Source organism: [Muricauda] lutisoli (nom. illeg.) (genome assembly GCF_017313105.1).
Classification (GTDB): domain Bacteria; phylum Bacteroidota; class Bacteroidia; order Flavobacteriales; family Flavobacteriaceae; genus Flagellimonas; species Flagellimonas lutisoli.
This window is the reverse complement of sequence record NZ_JAFLND010000001.1, coordinates 676,482-692,991: the sequence shown is the minus strand read 5'-3', so window position 1 is coordinate 692,991 and position 16,510 is coordinate 676,482. Positions and strand designations below refer to the sequence as shown.

The window sequence follows — 16,510 nt, the reverse complement described above, 5'->3', positions numbered from 1 at the left end:
TTTCTTTTTTTTAAAGGCTCAGGTTGAGACCCACTCTAAAGTTTCTTCCCCGGGTCGTGAAGCCAAGTAACTCCCTATAATCTTTATTCAACAGATTGTCCGCGTTAAAGAACACATTCAGTTTGCTCGGAACCAATTCGTGCCTAATGGAAAAGTTCAATAAGGAAAAAGGCTCCAAAGCAATGTCCGAATAGGTTGCAAAGTCCGTATCAAAACGTTCTCCAGTGTACGCGTATGTCAATGATGCATTGGTGCGCTCAAAAAGCTGATACCATAAGGATACATTGGCCTTATGCTTTGGAATACGAATGGCATTGTCCCCTTTTCGCTCCGTATAGGTATAGTTGGCATTTACGCTAAAACTGCTCCAAGGCAACCACGTAGCTTCCACCTCTACCCCATTGGCATCGATTTCGTCCGTTACATTAATGCTCATAAAATTGGCATCGTACCCAATGGCATTGGTCTCGTTTCTATCAAAATAAACTGCGCTTATTCGGAATGCATTGTTCAGTTTAAATTCCACACCACCTTCAAGGGTCGAATTTTCTTCAGGTTCCAACTCCGGGTTGCCACCAAAGGCGCCGAAAAGTTGTGTTAAATTAGGCGTGATGTACGATGTGGCAAAAGACCCCATCAGCTTCACATACCCATTATCGGTATCAAGAACATACGACGGGTTTACATTGTATACAAAATGATTTCCATATTCAGAATGATGGTTCAAGCGGGCTCCCGTATTCAAATTCAACCCAAAATCCGAAACATAAACCACATTGACATAAGGATCCACGATGGTAAAGTCCACTTCATCTGCAAAAATGGCTTCGTCCTTTATATAATTTACACCAAGTATGGTATGGAATTGCTCACCAAAAACATATTTGTTATACATATCCAAGACCCAATTGCTGCCCTTGGTAATGCTCTCGCCAAAAGTATCGTTGGCCACGGACTCATAATCTGCAAAAGCCGCATTTAAGTGCACCGAGCCTTTGCCATAGCTCAACTCTGAGGACAAACCAACGCGTTGCTGTTCGTTCACACCCAAATTGGGGGCTTCAGACCTCGAAGCGTCATATTCATTTTTGAACTTGGTCTGGTTCCCATAGACCTGAATTCCGAAGTTTTCCGAAAACTGATAGCCCAACTTTACATTGGTGCTAAAGTGCGAAAAAACATCCTCTTCGTTCTCTGTGGTCACCGCTGCCGAGAGTCCACTCTTATATCTATTGGAAAAATCAACCCCATAATTGAACTTGCCCAAAGTACCGTTTACGTTTGCCGAATTTTGAACGCTCCCAAGATTATAATTTTGGTCATTGGCAGTTTGATTGGTCCCTACAGTGGTTTCAAAATTCCCTGAAATCTTCTTTTTGGAGCTTTTTTTTGTAGTGATGTTGATCACGGCCGTAACCGCATTGGTGCCATAAAGTGTACTGGCCGCCCCTTTAATGATCTCGATGGACTCGATGGTATTGGGTGACAGTAAACGAAGGTCGTACTCCGCAGAAAATGTAGACGGGTCCGACACACGGACACCATCAATGATTACCAAAACCTGACGTCCACGGCCACCACGGGCATAAACCCCTAGCACTGCCCCGTCCCGGCCGCGGCTACCAGCTAGCTCAATACCACTTTTGGTGTTAATGATTTCCGCAACCGTCCTGCCTTGGTTGCGTTGCATTTCCTCAGCGGTGATCTTGATCACCGTTTTACCGGAGTTTTCTCTTTTCAATTCAAATTTTGAATCGCTTACAACAACCTCGTCCAGTTGTTGCACTTTAAGTGAATCTTGCTGTACATTTTGCGCAAAAATCCCCTTACCCGCCAATAGGGCGGTAATCAACCATAAATGATTTCTTTTCATTTCGTTTAATTGAATAAACGGGAGAATAGTATGTGATGCATACGTAAACTTTTATCCCGAAAGTTTAACATTGTTTGTTTGAACCTGGCAGGTCTCCTGGCTTGCGTATCGTCGTCTACCTTCCCACCCGGTCGGGCAGTGGTTTTGAAGTTGAGACAATCACCTACTAAGTACGGACGCTAAAAACATCAGTGTCTATTCGGCACAGCTTACAGTTGCGGGAACAGCTCCGGTTTTGCACCGGATTCCCTTTTAATCCCACGGAAACTCCGTGCGAACCAAAATTCTGGGCCAAAGCTAATCAATCTGTTTAATCTTTTTCCGCAAAACTTAAATAATCTTACTTTTGGCTCATGGCAAAAAAACAGCACACAATTCTGCTCTTGGGATTTCTTCTGGCTCTGTTTGTAGGATGCAATCAAGAAAAAAAATCACAATCCGTTAAAAACCAAAAATCAACCTCCGCAATAAAGTATGCAACCGGTTTTACCGTGGAAAAAGAGGGCGACTTTACCGTAATCGAAATTACCGCTGCCTGGCCAGGAGCAGATAGCTTTAAATATGTATTGGTACCGAAGGAAAAATTACCGTCCGCAACTTTCCCCAAAGGGGAGTACGATGCCATTATCGGCACGCCTGTGGAGAAGATAGTGCTTACCTCTACCACGCATATTGAACCGATTAAACAATTGGGGGAATTGAATTCCATTGTGGGTTTTCCAAACACAGATTATATCTCATCCCCCGAAGCAAGGGGGCGAGTGGAAAGCGGACACATTAAAAATTTGGGGATGAACGATGTTCTCAACACGGAAATGGTTCTTATGGTAAACCCTGAATTGATCATCGGGTTCAGCATCAATGATGAGAACAAGGCCTATGATGTTATTGAAAGCGTAGGTATTCCCGTAGTTTATAATGGTGATTGGGCAGAACAAACCCCTATGGGAAAAGCTGAATGGATCAAGTTCTTCGCTCCTTTTTTTGGAAAGGAAACTTTGGGCGATAGTATTTTCACAGAAATTGAATCCTCTTATAAAAAGGCCGCCACATTGGCAAAAAAGGCAACATCCAAACCAACTGTTTTAACCGGAGGACTTTATAAGGATGTGTGGTACGTAGCAGGGGGAGAAAGCTGGATGGCCAAATTTCTAAAAGATGCGAATGCCGATTATCTATGGAGCAATACCAAGGAAACAGGGAGCATTGGACTCAGTTTGGAGTCGGTTTTGGATAAAGCACAAAACGCCGAATTCTGGTTTAATCCATCCGCCCACACCACTTATTCAGAATTGGCTGAAGCAAACCCGCACCATAAAGAATTCACCGCTTTCACCAACAAAAAGGTATATTCCAATGCGATGGACAAAGGAGGTAAAGGTGGACTTATTTTCTACGAATTGGCACAACACCGTCCCGACATCGTCCTAAAAGATTTCATCAAAATATTGCATCCAGAGTTATTGCCGGAACACCAACTTAAATTCATTAAACCATTACAGTAAATGAAAGGCTCAAGGACATATCGTGTTTCCTTTGTCCTTTTGGCACTGGCATTGCTATGTTCATGGCTTTTGAACATTAGTTCAGGTTCTGTAAGCATACCTTTCATAGATATGATTTCCACGCTGTTCGGTGCATCTCCCGAGAAAGCATCTTGGGAATACATTATATGGGATTATCGGGTACCCAAGGCCTTCACCTCTATTTTGGTGGGCGCAGGGCTTTCGTTGAGCGGACTTTTAATGCAAACCTTATTCAGAAATCCCCTGGCAGGTCCTTTTGTACTTGGAATAAGCTCAGGGGGCAGTTTGGGTGCCGCTTTATTGTTAATGGGCGTTTCGTTGTTTACAGGCTATACATCCTTCTCCTTTTTAGGTGATATTTCTCTGGCCATTGCCGCCAGTATTGGAAGTTTTTTGGTGCTGTTGATCGTATTGATCGTTGCGCAAAGGGTAAAGGATACCATGGCCTTGTTGATTATTGGGTTGATGTTCGGCAGTATCACTTCTGCCATAGTTAGCGTGTTGGCCTATTTTTCGAGTGCCGAAAACCTTCAGCGTTTTATATTTTGGTCCTTTGGCAGTGTGGGCAACCTATCCGCAAGCCAAATATTTTTAATGGGAAGTATTGTTGCCGTGGGTGTTTTACTGAGCATCGTCTCCATAAAATCGTTGAATGCCTTTCTTTTGGGGGAAAACTATGCGCAAAGCTTGGGTGTCTCCCTAAAAAAATCACGATTGACGATAATCATTGCAACAGGACTTTTGGCCGGTGGTATTACAGCATTTGCAGGACCCATTGCTTTTGTTGGCCTGGCCGTACCCCATTTGACCAGACAGATTTTTGATACCATGGAACACAAAGTGTTGATTCCCGCTGTAATGCTGTACGGGGCCATTTTAATGCTTCTGTGCGATACTTTGGCACAATTGCCCAATTCCGCCAGTGTATTGCCCATAAATGCCATAACATCACTAGTGGGGGCTCCTGTGGTGATATGGCTCTTGGTGCGCAAACGTAAAATGATGTTCTGATGGGAAAAACTGATAAAAACATATTGTCCATTGACCGGTTGTCCATCGGGTACGGTTCCAAAACCGTGGCCAACAACATCAATTTTGATTTGGAGGCCGGTATGCTTTGCGGCGTTGTAGGTGTTAATGGAATCGGGAAATCCACTTTGTTACGTACTTTGGGTGGATTTCAACCTAAACTTTCCGGTAATATACTTTTGAATGAAAAACCGCTGGAAAAATACACCTCGTCCGCACTATCCAAAGAACTTAGTGTGGTATTGACAGAGCAACCTGCTTCTAAAAATCTCACGGTTCAGGAATTGATTGCTTTGGGAAGGCAGCCCTATACCAACTGGTTGGGCACATTGACGAAGAAGGACAAGCAACAGATCGAAGCTAGCTTGGATGCCTTTTTGTTGGACGAACTTCGACATAGCAAATGCCACGAACTTAGTGATGGCCAATTACAACGCGTACTGGTGGCACGGGCCATGGCACAGGACACGTCCTTGATCCTCTTGGATGAACCTACCACGCATTTGGACCTCTATCATAAAGTGCAGATTTTTAAAATGCTTCAGGAATTGGCGCACAGCAAACAAAAAACCATTCTGTTCACCACCCACGAAATCGAATTGGCCATCCAATTATGCGATCGAATACTCATTTTGGATGGAAAAGATCATCCTTTCGGTGACCCTTGTCAACTCATCGAACAAAAGCACTTTGACCAATTGTTTCCTTCGGAAATGGTACAGTTTGATGGTAAAACGGGTTCTTTTAAAGTGAATAAGTAAGTACACTTTCCATTTCGGCATCAAACGGAATCCGTTATCTTTATCCTGCAGAAACATTTTCATGAGCACAGAGATCATCTACATCATAATAGGCATTGTCACACTGGCCATTGGGCTATTTGTGGGCATATATATTCAAAAACTTAAAACCAAGTCCACGGAGAGTGTTTGGGGAGAAAGGGAGCAGCAACTAAATGCAACCATCAAATCCTTGAACGATAAATTGTTGCTCCATGATGAGGAGCAAAAACAATTACAAAGGGAAAAAGAGCAGCAGAGCAATCAGATTGTTCGATACCAAGCCGATTTGGAAAATCTTCAACTAAAGAACAGGGAACAAAAAGAAGAAGTAGAAAAACTTCAAGAAAAGTTTACCAAGGAATTTGAAAACCTCGCCAACAAAATCTTGGAAGAAAAAAGTGAGAAATTCACCAAAAGCAACAAGGAGAACATTGAAAATATCCTGACCCCACTCAATAAAAAAATAAAAGAGTTCGAGGAAAAGGTGGAAAAATCACAAAAGGAAAACATTAGTATCCACTCCGCATTAAAGGAACAATTGCTCAACTTACAGACCCAAAACCTTAAAATTACCCAAGAAGCTGAAAACTTGACCAAGGCTTTGAAAGGCGATAGCAAAATGCAAGGAAACTGGGGCGAACTGGTTCTGGAACGTGTTCTGGAAAAGTCTGGTCTGGAAAAGGATAGGGAATATAGCGTGCAACAAAGTTTTAAGCGCGAAGATGGCAGTCGGGTAATGCCCGATGTGATCATCCACCTGCCCGATGGCAAAAAAATGGTCGTGGATTCCAAGGTTTCGTTAACAGATTATGAGCGCTACACCAATGCAGAAGAAGAGGACAGACCCAAATTCCTGAAGGACCACATCAACTCCTTACGAAGACATGTGGAACAACTGTCTTCCAAAAAGTACGAAGACCTTTACGAGATGGAGAGTCCTGATTTTGTGTTGATGTTCGTACCTATAGAACCTGCCTTTGCCATTGCCATAAATGAGGACAACTCCCTGTACAATAAAGCGTTTGAACAAAATATTGTAATCGTTACGCCATCTACACTATTGGCCACACTCAGGACCATTGATTCGATGTGGAGCAACGAGAAGCAGCAACGTAACGCTATTGAAATCGCTAGACAAGCAGGTGCACTTTACGATAAATTTGAAGGTTTTGTCACCGACCTGACCAAAGTGGGCAAAAAGATGGATGAGGCCAAAAGTGAATACCGTGGAGCCATGAACAAATTGGTCGAAGGACGTGGTAACATTGTCACCACCATCGAAAAATTGAAGAAAATGGGGGCAAAAGCCAAAAAATCGCTTCCCGAGCCCATTTTAAAACGAGCCCACGAGGACGATTTTGAAGAACTAAACCAATAACACTGACCATGAAAAAATTCCTGACCATTTTTGTTGTTGCCATTATCGTTGGCGTTGCGGGATATTTTGCTTTCGTCTATTATGTACCCTATAGTGAGGGCTATCGTTCCGGCGAACTCATCAAGTTCAGTAGAAAAGGGGTTTTGGTGAAAACATGGGAAGGTCAGATCAGCCAAGGGTTGTCCGGCACCAATGTGTTTTCGTTCTCCGTGGAAGATGATGAAAAGGAAATCATTGAAAAAATGAAAGCGTACCAAGGCCAGTACATCAAAGTTACCTATAAAGAGCGTTATGCCACATTTTTCTGGTTGGGCGATACCAAATATTTTATTACCGAAGTAACATCTGAAAAATCACCGATCTTTAGGAATTAATATGAAGAAGTTCAAATCATCCAGGGAAAGTAGGGTTGCCATCACCGAACTGATGCTTCCCTCCCACTCCAATTTTGGCGGCAAGGTACACGGTGGACACATTCTCAACCTGATGGACCAAATAGCCTTTGCCTGTGCTTCCAAACATTCACAAAGCTATTGTGTTACCGCTTCGGTAAATCGAGTGGATTTCCTGAACCCCATTGAAGTTGGAGAGCTAGCTACCTTAAAGGCCTCTATCAACTACACTGGAAAAACCTCGATGGTCGTGGGCGTACGTGTAGAATCCGAAAATGTAACCACGGGAGAAGTCAAGCATTGCAACTCCTCTTACTTTACCATGGTAGCCAAAGGCAAGGACGGCAAAAACAAAACGGTTCCCGGTCTTATATTAAAGACAAAGCAAGATATACGCCGTTTTGCACGCAGTAAGGAGCGTAAACAATCCGCCTTTAAACGGGACAGCAAATACGAATCGAATAACTTTAAAGTAAACGAATACTTGGAATTTCTAAAGGGAGAAAACGTTAAGATGGATTTTGATTAAGCTTTGCTGCGGCTTCCTTATCCAAAAACCAAACTAAATTTCCCGCTGATGGATTGACCAAAGATGCTGGGTATACATCGGAACCTTCGGTTTTTTCAACAACGGCTTTCACCTTTTCTGCTTTTGATGCTCCCGTGACCAAAAAGGCCACTTCTTTGGCTGTATTGATGACCTTGCCGTTAATGGAAACTCTTTTTTGGCCAGAATCCGGATGGGTTGCTACCACGCAATGGTCCTCGGAGTCCCACAACTCAATCTCATGAGGGAAAATGGAGGCGGTATGACCATCATCGCCCATACCCAATATCACCAAATCAAATTGTGGCGTCCCCTCCACTCTATCCAAATCTATTTCCAAAAGATTGGCATAGCGCATCGCTTCGTTAACGGGGTCTTTTTCACCCAAAATCCGATTGATGTTCTCCTTGGGCACTTCGATTTTAGAAAACAAGTGTTCCACCGTCATTTTGTAGTTGCTTTCATCATCAGAAGGAGGAACACAACGTTCGTCACCCCAATAAAAATGCACACTGCTCCAATCCACTTTATCCGCAAAATTATCGGCCAACACATCAAAAACTATCTTTGGCGTGCTTCCTCCCGACAATGCCACGTGAAAAGCGTCTTTATCTTTTAGTTGATCTACAAAGTAGCTGGAAAACTGTTCTGCGACCTCTTGTTTATCTTTAAATATTTTTAAATCCATCCTGAATTAATTTTTGATTATCTGCTACGCTCTAACTGATACATCGGACATCGGAAAAATCAACAAATCACACAATAGCCAGGGTCTTCCGCCAAGTTTTCACTAGGGTTTCGCCAATACCCGTCATCTTCGATCAAACTATCTGCATTTTCAGGACCCCAAGCTCCTGCTGCATAACCGTACATACGAACATCCTTACCGCTTTTCCAGTAGTTTAAAATCGGATCTACGAATTCCCAGGCCGCTTCTACCTCATCAGCCCTGGCATATAAGGTCGCATCGCCTTGCATGGCGTCCAACAACAAACGTTCGTAGGCTTCCATTACATAGGTTTCGGCCAAACTGGAGTAGTAAAAGTCCAGATTTGCACGTTCCACTTTAAACCCTTGACCTGGAACTTTGACTCCAAATTTGATCAGAATACCTTCATCCGGTTGAATCCGGACTATCAATTTATTGTCCATTTCTTGCATGCCGGACCCCCTAAATATTTGGTGGTGAGGTTTTTTAAAGTGGATTACGATTTCTGTCACTTTTGTTGGCATTCGTTTAGCTGTCCTAACATAAAAAGGAACTCCGTGCCAACGCCAATTGTCAACATAAAATTTAATTGCGGCGTAGGTTTCGGTAGTGGAATTAGGGTCTACCCCATCTTCTTCTCGATAGCCTTTCACTTTTTCACCTCCCACCTTGGATGAAACATATTGTCCACGTATGGTGTTTTCAAAAAGCTCTTTCTCGTCGGTCATTATCCGTAAAGACTTCAGCGCCTTTACTTTTTCGTTCCTGATTTCTTCAGCATCCGAACCTATGGGCGGTTCCATTACCACCAACGAAACAATCTGTAACAGGTGGTTCTGAAACATATCCCGTAGCGCACCGGACTTGTCGTAATAGCCGCCGCGCTTTTCCACACCTACACTTTCTGCATTGGTAATCTCTACATGCTGAATATAGTTACGGTTCCATAATGGTTCAAAAATACTGTTGGAAAAACGGGTCACCAGTAAGTTTTGGACGGTCTCTTTCCCCAAATAATGGTCGATTCTATATATCTGACGTTCTTTAAAGTATTGATGAACCCCCTTGTTCAACTTTTTAGCGGTCTCCAAACTATATCCAAAGGGCTTCTCCACCACCAACCGTTTCCATCCATTATTTTGGGTATTCATCCCGGCATCGGATAGATTATGGGCTATAGTTTCGTACAAAGTGGGTGGCGTGGACAGGTAATAAATAATATTTCCAGAGGTGTTGTGTTTTTCTTTAAGTTGTTCCACACGCTTTCTTAAAACCCCGTAATCAGTATCGTAACTGTCCCCTAAATCCTCATAGAATAATTTGTCCGCAAAATTCTTGATTTCACCTTCCTTAAGATCCTTGGTCTTTTCTTTCAAATAATCACTTTTATACACGACGCGGTCACGAAACGCCTGATCGGAAAGGTCGCTCCTACTCACACCAAGTACTACAAAGTTTTCGGGCAATTGTTTGGCCAAGTATAAGTTAAACAAGGATGGTATCAGCTTTCTTGCTGTCAAATCACCCGATGCTCCAAAAATAACGAGCATCTGATTCTCAGTCTTTTTCATAGTATTTCAGGTTTCTGGCGAGTTATACACATATTGACAGATTCATTCCAATATGATGTCAATATTTTTGAGCATGACGAATATAAGGTTTATTTTAGGTTCGTATTTCAATAAATCACAACCTTAGGGTTGTCTTAACAACAAAAGAAGAAGAAAAATATATAATGGCGGATACGTATGATTTTGGCCTTGTGGGCCTTGGGGTAATGGGACGTAATTTTATTTTGAATGTGGCCGACAACGGATTTACCGCATTCGGAAATGATTTGGATGAAGAAAAGGTAAGTGCATTGATCAAAGAAGGTGGTGATCCCGATAAAGTGAACGCCACTTCTGATGTAAAAACCTTTGTGGAATCGTTGACAACTCCCCGAAAAATCATGTTGTTGGTACCTGCCGGGAAAATCGTGGACAGCGTAATCGACGGGTTGCTGCCCCATTTGGACGAGGGCGATATTATTATTGATGGGGGTAACTCCTTTTACACCGATACCGACCGTCGCGAGGCCTATTTAAAAGAAAAAGGCATCAATTTTTTTGGTGCCGGTGTTTCCGGTGGGGCCGAAGGTGCCAGAAAGGGGCCCAGTATTATGCCTGGAGGTTCCAAGGAAGCCTACCAACATGTAAAGCCCATTTTTGAGGCTGTTTCTGCCAAATACAAAGGTGAGCCCTGCGTAGCCTATCTGGGACCAAAATCAGCGGGAAACTACGTGAAAATGGTGCATAATGGTATCGAATACGGTTTAATGCAGTTGACCTCCGAGATATATGACCTCCTAAAAAAAGCGGGGGGACTTACCAACGATGAGCTCCATAAAACATATTCGGAGTGGAATGAAGGGCGTTTACAATCCTTTTTAGTGGAAATCACTTCCGAAATATTTGATCAAAAAGATGATTTGACGGACAATGACCTTGTTGATATGATTCTGGACAAGGCGAAACAAAAGGGGACTGGAAAATGGACTTCGCAAAACGCCATGGACTTGGGCATTCCAGTACCCACCATCGATATTGCGGTGAGTATGCGAGAAATATCTGCCCTAAAAGCAGAACGCATCAAAGCCGACGAGTTGTACGACCGCCCTACCCCAAAAGCGGTGGACAAAGATGATTTTACGGTGAAAGCCGAGCAAGCACTGTATTTTGCCTTCATTGTTACGTATGCACAGGGCATGCACCAATTGGCCGATGCTTCCAAAGAATACGGTTATGAACTGGAATTGGGAGAAATTGCCAAAATATGGCGCGCAGGATGTATTATCCGCGCCGCGTTGTTGGCCGATATCACCAAAGCCTATCAAACGGATAAGGATTTACAGAACCTTCTGCTCTCGCCCTCTTTTGTGGAAAAAGTCCAGAGTACGGTCGATGCAGCAAGGGAATTGGTAAGTTATGGAGCATCCAACGGCATTCCATTGCCAGGATTGTCCAACGCACTAACATATTTTGATGCCTATACCAGTAGCCGTTTACCCTTGAACTTGATTCAGGCACAACGCGATTACTTTGGTTCGCACACCTATGAGCGTTTGGATCGCGAAGGTATTTTCCACACAGAGTGGGAAAGGTAAAATCAGTCCGAATGAAAAAAGTCTTATTACTGTTTGCTTTCGCCCTCACTCTTTTAACTGCATCGGGACAAAAACAGGCCTATGTCATTTACAACGCCAAAGGGAAAAAGGTATCGTACAAAAAAATGCTCAAGATCCTTGAGAAAAAGGATATGGTACTTTTCGGGGAGCTGCACAACAACCCTATCGCCCACTGGCTGCAATACGAGCTCACGGCAGATTTGTATGCCAAAAGACAACTTATCCTCGGTGCCGAAATGATAGAAACCGATAATCAAGATGAACTCAATGATTATTTATCGGGTAAGATAGACTACAAGGCATTGGATTCCACGGCACGTCTCTGGAACAATCACAAAACCGATTATGCCCCCTTGGTGGACTTTGCGAAGGACAGCAATCTGGTTTTTGTGGCCTCCAATGTACCCAGACGGTATGCCAGTATGGTGTACAAAGGCGGGTTTGAGGCCTTGGACTCCCTACCCGTCCAAGAAAAGGAATGGATTGCTCCCCTACCGATCGCTTTTGACCCGGAATTGCCAGGTTATCAGAATATTCTAAAAATGATGGGGGACCACGGTAGCCCCACTTTGGTGATGGCACAAGCCATCAAAGATGCGACCATGGCCCATTTTATACTTCAAAATTATAAGGAGGGCTCATTGTTTTTGCATTACAACGGAGCCTACCATTCCAATGATTATGAAGGCATTCTTTGGTACCTTCAAATGGAACGACCCGATTTAGAATACGGCACCATATCCACGGTTACACAAGAAAATGTACATGAACTGGAAGAAGAAAATCGTAACATGGCCGATTTTATCATCTGTGTAGATCAAAACATGACCACCACCTATTAACCTATCTTTTTCACTCCTTTAGTATTTTTCACTCTAGATTATCTGAAAATCAATTGGGAAGAATATAAATTCATTATTTTTAAGTGTTTCAAGCAAAACACGGCCGAACACCCCCTTCAATAGGTCAGTTTTTTTTTGGAGTTTCAAGCGTAATGTGTCCAAATGGAACTATTTGAAAATTTAAAGGATTGGTTTTCTGATGAAAGCCTCACCTCGAGCATACTTAAATACCTGGCTTGGGTTGTTCTGATATTCATACTTATTGCATTCACACGACGGTGGATGAAGAAAAATCTTCATGACAATTCCGTTAAATACAAAGCGCAAAAAGCAATTCAAGTAGTAGGCTACCTGTTCATTGTTTTAATCACCATCTCGTATTTTACGGGCAGCATTAGGGATTTTGGACTTGCCATGGGACTGCTCACCGCAGGAATTACAATTACCCTCCAAGAGTTGATTCTAAGTATTGCAGGCTCCTTCTATATCTTTTTTGTGCGAGTCTACAAACCTGGCGACCGAATAGAATTGAACGGCATTAAAGGTGATGTTATCGATATTGATAGCATGTATACTACCATGATGGAAATAGGGGAATGGGTTTCCAGCGACAATTACAGCGGGCGTATCGTTAAGCTAAGCAATTCCTTTGTTTTTAAAGGACCGGTTTATAATTATTCCTCGGATTTCCCTTTTGTTTGGGATGAATTCAATTTGCCCATCAGGTATGGTTCCGATTTGGAATTGGCCAAAAAAATCGTCATTTCGGTTGCACAGGAAATGTTATCTGAATATGTGCAAAGCTCCATAGCAGAGTGGAAAGATGTAGTGAACAAATATTATATCGAAGATGCCCAAGTCAACCCAACACTTGCCATCACAATGACCGACAATTGGGTTCAGTTTAATTTAAGGTATATTGTAGATTATAAAAAAAGAAGGGTTACCAAACATCTTCTTAATGAAGAAATTGGCAAGAGAATCCAAGAAACGAACGATAAGGTCATTTTGGCCTCGGCCACTTTTGAAATTGTCAATATACCCACGGTCCATATCGATGAGACAAGAAATACAGATAAATCAAAATGATATAGAAAAAGACAACCTCTTTTAAAAACATAACCTTAAATACCAACCTTATGAAAAAAATACTCGCCACCATGCTACTATTTGTAGCAACAAGTCCTTTACTATTTGGCCAAGTACAGTCCAATCTGGAGTTGTTGGACATATTTAACATGGAATATGTTTCGGACCCTCAGATTTCACCTGATGGTTCCAAGATTATTTATGTTCGAAATTTTAAAGATGTAATGACGGACAGAAATCTTTCCAATCTATGGATCATCAATTTTGATGGTTCCAACAACCGTCCATTGACCACGGGAAACCATAACGATTTTGCTCCAAAATGGTCACACGATGGCACAAAAATCGTTTTTAAATCCAATATGGCAGATGATAAGATGAAGCTATATCTGATGTGGTTGGACACCAAGGAAACCATGGCCCTGACCAACACACCACAATCGCCAGGTGCTGTTTCGTGGTCTTATGATGACAGATATGTGGCCTTTAACATGTTTGTGCCCGAAGCCAATAAATCCATCATAAAAATGCCAGGCAAGCCCGAAGGAGCAAAATGGAACAAACCACCCAAATACATTGACAAAATGAACTACCGTGGCGATGGTGCAGGATATTACAAAGGAGGTAACTCACAATTGTTCACCCTACCTATCACTGGAGGAACACCTAAACAGTTGACTTTTTCCGAGTTTGATCATGGGGGTCCCGTTTGGGCCAAAGACAACAAGCATCTATATTTTAGCGCCAATTTTCATAAAGATGAGGAAATGGAGCCCGCCGACAGCGAAATCTACGCCATCAATGTCAATGATGGTGAAATCACCCCATTGACCGACCGCTATGGGCCCGATACCCACCCTGTTTTGTCTCCAGATGGTTCTAAAATTGCCTACTTGGGCTACGACGACCGTTTACAAGGCTATCAGCTCACACAATTGTATGTGATGAACACCGATGGTTCCGGTTCAGAATTAATTTCTGATGATTTTGATCGCGATGTGGAGGATATGGTCTGGAACAGCAAAGGCAATGGGTTCTATTTTAGCTATACCGACAAAGGAGTGGGAAAATTAGCTTCCATGAGCTTATCGGGTAAAGTTGACGATATCACTGACGGATTGGGTGGATTATCTTTGGGCAGACCCTACAACGCAGCTAGTTTTTCAGCCTCAAACAACAACAAATTTGCCTACACTCAGGGAGATACGAGTCATCCATCCGATTTAGGTGCAGCAGATACGAGAAGTAGCAAACGTTTGACCGCCGTGAACGATGACCTGTTCTCCTTCAAAAAATTGGGCAAAGTCGAAGAAATGTGGTGGGAGTCTTCCTATGATCAACGAAAAATACAAGGATGGGTCGTAACCCCTCCCGATTTTGACCCATCCAAAAAATATCCAATGATTCTAGAGATTCACGGAGGACCGTTTACCAGTTATGGTGAAGTATATTCCGCCGAAATCCAGGCCTATGCCGCCGAGGGTTATGTGGTGCTCTACACCAATCCTCGTGGAAGTACTAGCTATGGTGAGGAATTTGGAAACCTTATCCACCACGACTATCCCAACCATGATTATGAAGATTTGATGTCCGGTGTGGATGCCCTTTTGGAAAAAGGCTATGTGGATAAAGAGAACTTGTTTGTTACCGGAGGTTCGGGTGGTGGCGTGCTCACCGCTTGGATTGTGGGCAAAACAGACCGTTTTAAGGCCGCAGTGGTCGCCAAGCCCGTCATCAACTGGACCAGTTTTGTGCTCTATGCCGATGGCGTGCAATTTTTCTCCAAATACTGGTTCGGTAAAAAGCCTTGGGAGGATCCAGAAAATTACAGGAGACGCTCTCCCCTCACCTATGTGGGGAATGTGACCACTCCAACCATGCTTTTGACAGGGGAAGAAGATTACCGTACCCCTATTGCGGAATCTGAACAGTTTTACGCTGCGCTAAAATTGGAAAATGTGGAAACAGCCATGGTCAGGATTCCAGGAGCTTCGCATGGCATTGCCAATAAACCCAGCAATTTAATTGCCAAAATTGCAAGTGTGTTGGCATGGTTTGATAAGTATAAAGGAGACAAATAAATCAGACCGAGATGAAAAATACTATATGTCTGATAATACTATTGACCTTTTTTTCCTGTATGGAGAAACAGGATAAGGTCGTTGTGGAGCCTGTCCAGATCCATGAAATTAATATGGAAGCCGAGCTGGCCAAAATTGAACAGGTTCGAAAATCCTTTGAGCAAACGGTCAAGGAAAAACGTTATGGTGACTTGGGCAAATTCACAACCGAGGATATGATTTCGATAGGTCCGGGAAGCGAAGACTGGATTGCCTATAGAAAGTTGAGAGAACAACACGGAAACAAATTTCGATACGACAGTATTAAAATGAATCCCAAGGAAACCGTCATATTATCCGATACCATGGCCTATGATTTTGGTGTTAGCTCCATGTACTATACCGATGAGAACGGAACGGTCCACGAAATGGAGGACACCTTTTTGGTAATCATGAAAAAAACCGAAGATGGCGAATGGAAGTTACACAGGGAACTTGCATCGTCCTTGGTTGTTGAGTAAATCAGATATAGTTCCCCCGCACAAATAAGTACATGTAAACAACCCATTAACTATATCATTATGAAACATCAATTCGTGACCAGTATTTCAGCATTACTGACCATTGTATTTGCGGCAAGTTGTGAGCAATCCGACCCCGAGCCAATGTCGGGAGAAGAGTATTCCGCACAAATACAAAAGATCATTGAAGAGAAAAACGAAAAAATCCAAGGATTTTATGCTTCGGGCATGATCGACTCCGCTGCCGTGCATTTTGCTGATGATTGCATTCAGTTTATGCCCAACCAACCGGCCGTTGTTGGAATTGAGAACTATAAAGCTGCGTGGAAACAAAACATCCTGTTTGGTAAATGGCAGTTCGACCTCAACACCCAGGAAGTGAAGGCCAGTGGAGATTTGGCTACTGAATACGGAAAATACACCATGACATTTACGCCAAACGAGAGCTCTCCAATCCCCCCGATGGAAGATAAAGGAAACTATTTGGTGCTCTGGGAAAAACTGGATGGGGACTGGAAAATTGTCTGGGACGCACCTGTCACAGAGCTACCATTACCAGCGCAAACTCCTGATTCAACAAGGGTGGAATAAAATTA

General features: G+C 42.9%; 15 protein-coding genes and 1 riboswitch. Of the genes, 12 read left to right on the top strand and 3 right to left on the bottom strand.

Annotated features, from left to right (window positions below; all coding sequences use genetic code 11):
• Positions 1 to 10: 10 nt before the first annotated feature.
• The gene (locus J0X13_RS03260; RefSeq protein ID WP_207070028.1) at positions 11 to 1,873 is read right to left on the bottom strand and encodes a TonB-dependent receptor plug domain-containing protein; all 1,863 of its coding nucleotides are present in this window, start codon (positions 1,871 to 1,873) and stop codon (positions 11 to 13) included.
• Positions 1,874 to 1,942: 69 nt separating this feature from the next.
• Positions 1,943 to 2,171, bottom strand: a riboswitch (cobalamin riboswitch).
• A gap of 55 nt (positions 2,172 to 2,226) precedes the next feature.
• Here J0X13_RS03260 and J0X13_RS03255 point away from each other — a divergent pair.
• The 6 genes from J0X13_RS03255 (at position 2,227) to J0X13_RS03230 (ending at position 7,509) form a co-directional block, all read left to right on the top strand.
• Positions 2,227 to 3,378, top strand: a complete 1,152-nt coding sequence (locus J0X13_RS03255) for an ABC transporter substrate-binding protein (protein ID WP_207070027.1) — start codon at positions 2,227 to 2,229, stop codon at positions 3,376 to 3,378.
• A complete protein-coding gene (locus J0X13_RS03250) occupies positions 3,379 to 4,410 on the top strand; it encodes a FecCD family ABC transporter permease (protein WP_207070026.1) in 1,032 nt (343 codons plus the stop codon).
• Complete coding sequence (locus J0X13_RS03245; protein WP_207070025.1) at positions 4,410 to 5,189, top strand: ABC transporter ATP-binding protein; 780 nt, start codon at positions 4,410 to 4,412, stop codon at positions 5,187 to 5,189. The genes J0X13_RS03250 and J0X13_RS03245 overlap by 1 nt, the downstream gene beginning before the upstream one ends.
• 61 nt (positions 5,190 to 5,250) lie before the next feature.
• The gene (locus J0X13_RS03240; protein WP_207070024.1) at positions 5,251 to 6,588 is read left to right on the top strand and encodes a DNA recombination protein RmuC; all 1,338 of its coding nucleotides are present in this window, start codon (positions 5,251 to 5,253) and stop codon (positions 6,586 to 6,588) included.
• A gap of 8 nt (positions 6,589 to 6,596) precedes the next feature.
• On the top strand, positions 6,597 to 6,962 hold the full coding sequence (locus J0X13_RS03235; RefSeq protein WP_207070023.1) for a DUF8785 domain-containing protein: 366 nt from the start codon (positions 6,597 to 6,599) through the stop codon (positions 6,960 to 6,962).
• Position 6,963: 1 nt separating this feature from the next.
• Complete coding sequence (locus tag J0X13_RS03230) at positions 6,964 to 7,509, top strand: acyl-CoA thioesterase (protein WP_207070022.1); 546 nt, start codon at positions 6,964 to 6,966, stop codon at positions 7,507 to 7,509.
• Here J0X13_RS03230 and pgl read toward each other — a convergent pair.
• Positions 7,490 to 8,215 (bottom strand): 6-phosphogluconolactonase, encoded by a 726-nt coding sequence (pgl, locus tag J0X13_RS03225; protein ID WP_207070021.1) that lies wholly within the window; start codon positions 8,213 to 8,215, stop codon positions 7,490 to 7,492. The two genes, J0X13_RS03230 and pgl, sit on opposite strands and share 20 nt — an antisense overlap.
• A 59-nt stretch (positions 8,216 to 8,274) precedes the next feature.
• Complete coding sequence (gene zwf, locus J0X13_RS03220) at positions 8,275 to 9,807, bottom strand: glucose-6-phosphate dehydrogenase (protein WP_207070020.1); 1,533 nt, start codon at positions 9,805 to 9,807, stop codon at positions 8,275 to 8,277.
• 164 nt (positions 9,808 to 9,971) lie between these two features.
• Between zwf and gnd the strand changes: the two genes are divergently transcribed.
• From gnd to J0X13_RS03190, 6 genes are all read left to right on the top strand, one after another.
• A complete protein-coding gene (gene gnd / locus J0X13_RS03215) occupies positions 9,972 to 11,381 on the top strand; it encodes an NADP-dependent phosphogluconate dehydrogenase (RefSeq protein WP_207070019.1) in 1,410 nt (469 codons plus the stop codon).
• A gap of 11 nt (positions 11,382 to 11,392) precedes the next feature.
• Positions 11,393 to 12,244 (top strand): ChaN family lipoprotein, encoded by an 852-nt coding sequence (locus tag J0X13_RS03210; RefSeq protein WP_207070018.1) that lies wholly within the window; start codon positions 11,393 to 11,395, stop codon positions 12,242 to 12,244.
• 282 nt (positions 12,245 to 12,526) lie between these two features.
• Complete coding sequence (locus J0X13_RS03205; RefSeq protein ID WP_313786290.1) at positions 12,527 to 13,333, top strand: mechanosensitive ion channel family protein; 807 nt, start codon at positions 12,527 to 12,529, stop codon at positions 13,331 to 13,333.
• Between the two features lie 50 nt (positions 13,334 to 13,383).
• Positions 13,384 to 15,414 carry a S9 family peptidase gene (locus tag J0X13_RS03200; protein WP_207070016.1) on the top strand — a complete coding sequence of 677 codons (2,031 nt, stop codon included), beginning with the start codon at positions 13,384 to 13,386 and terminating at the stop codon, positions 15,412 to 15,414.
• An 11-nt stretch (positions 15,415 to 15,425) separates the two neighbouring features.
• A complete protein-coding gene (locus J0X13_RS03195) occupies positions 15,426 to 15,914 on the top strand; it encodes a YybH family protein (RefSeq protein WP_207070015.1) in 489 nt (162 codons plus the stop codon).
• 60 nt (positions 15,915 to 15,974) lie between these two features.
• Positions 15,975 to 16,505 carry a YybH family protein gene (locus tag J0X13_RS03190; RefSeq protein ID WP_207070014.1) on the top strand — a complete coding sequence of 177 codons (531 nt, stop codon included), beginning with the start codon at positions 15,975 to 15,977 and terminating at the stop codon, positions 16,503 to 16,505.
• Positions 16,506 to 16,510: the final 5 nt, after the last annotated feature.